We start from the raw sequence: 1,095 nt of genomic DNA, 5'->3' as shown, positions 1-1,095 counted from the left end.
CTTGCCAGCGATGAGGCCCTTACAGGCAATCAAGGATCAACACTGCAGCAAGCCTTCAAGGTCTGCCGCAACCACCTATGTGCCGGGTCGTTGTGAAACCGCGGGTGCCAGGCTTGCAGCACCGTCACCCGCTCCAGCGGTACCGGGATCTCGAACGATCGCAGTGGCAACCCGAGCTTGTGCACGCTGTTGAGGATATTCGCCGGCATCGGCAGGATCAGGTCCGAATCCGGTAGCGAGAACAGCGCCGAGTGAAAACTCGGGGTAATCAATGCCACCCGCCGTTGCACCTTGAAGTTGGCCAACTCGACATCAATCGGCCCGTTGGCCCGGCCACGGCGGGACACGCTGATCTGTGGGTAACTGGCAAAGCTGGTCGGCGTGATCGGCTGCTCGAAGATCGGGTGGTCGCGCCGAGCCAGGCCCACATAGTAGGTCTGGAACAGGCTCTGCACCTTGATCTCCGGTCCCAGGTCCACGGTCGAGCTGATGATCAGGTCGGTGCGCCCGTCGCGCAGCACGCTGTCGTCGTCGCCGCCGGGGCTTTCCGGCACGAAGCGCAGCACCGTGCGCGGTGCCTGCTCGTGCATGCGGCGCAGCAGCTGGGCACCATACAGGGCGATGAACAGGTCATTGGTGCGAATGTTGAAGGCACGGTCGAGCTTGGGCAGGTCGACTTCATCGGCGCTGCGGAACACTTCCCCGGCCTGCTCCACCAGCGCCGCCACCTGCTCGCGCAAGGCCAGCGCCCGTGGCGTCGGCACCAGCCCACGGCCCGCGCGCACCAGGATCGGGTCGCCCAACGCATCGCGGATACGACTCAGGGTCCGGCTCATGGCCGCGGGGCTCAGGTTCATGCGCTGCGCCGCGCCGACCACACTGCCTTCGTCGAGCAGGGCATCGAGGGCGACGAGCAGGTTCATGTCCGGGAGTTGCATGGCCGTGTTCCATTACAGCTGGGGAGTGGCGATGGTAGCAGGTTGGCGGATTGCACCAGACGCAATGCGCTCGTGCGTGGTGGGGCATTTATTCTGGACGGTGATTAGGTCATAACAGTTGCAGTGCCTGCACCGACCCTATCGCCGGCAAGCCGGC

At 64.5% G+C, this 1,095-nt stretch carries 1 protein-coding gene; it reads right to left on the bottom strand.

All coding sequences use genetic code 11. From position 1 onward, the window contains the following. Window positions 1-29: 29 nt before the first annotated feature. Window positions 30-938 carry a LysR family transcriptional regulator gene (locus GYA94_RS26380; RefSeq protein WP_009685043.1) on the bottom strand — a complete coding sequence of 303 codons (909 nt, stop codon included), beginning with the start codon at window positions 936-938 and terminating at the stop codon, window positions 30-32. Between the last annotated feature and the right edge of the window lie 157 nt (window positions 939-1,095).

The organism is Pseudomonas juntendi, from assembly GCF_009932375.1.
GTDB classification, from domain to species: Bacteria; Pseudomonadota; Gammaproteobacteria; order Pseudomonadales; family Pseudomonadaceae; genus Aquipseudomonas; species Aquipseudomonas juntendi.
Note: the sequence above shows the minus strand (reverse complement) of the source record. Positions and strands in the feature narration are given on the sequence as shown.

Bases quoted from the DNA above. Each gene is read 5' to 3' on its own strand.
- GYA94_RS26380 (WP_009685043.1), bottom strand. From the start codon at position 938: ATGCAACTCCCGGACATGAACCTGCTCGTCGCCCTCGATGCCCTGCTC.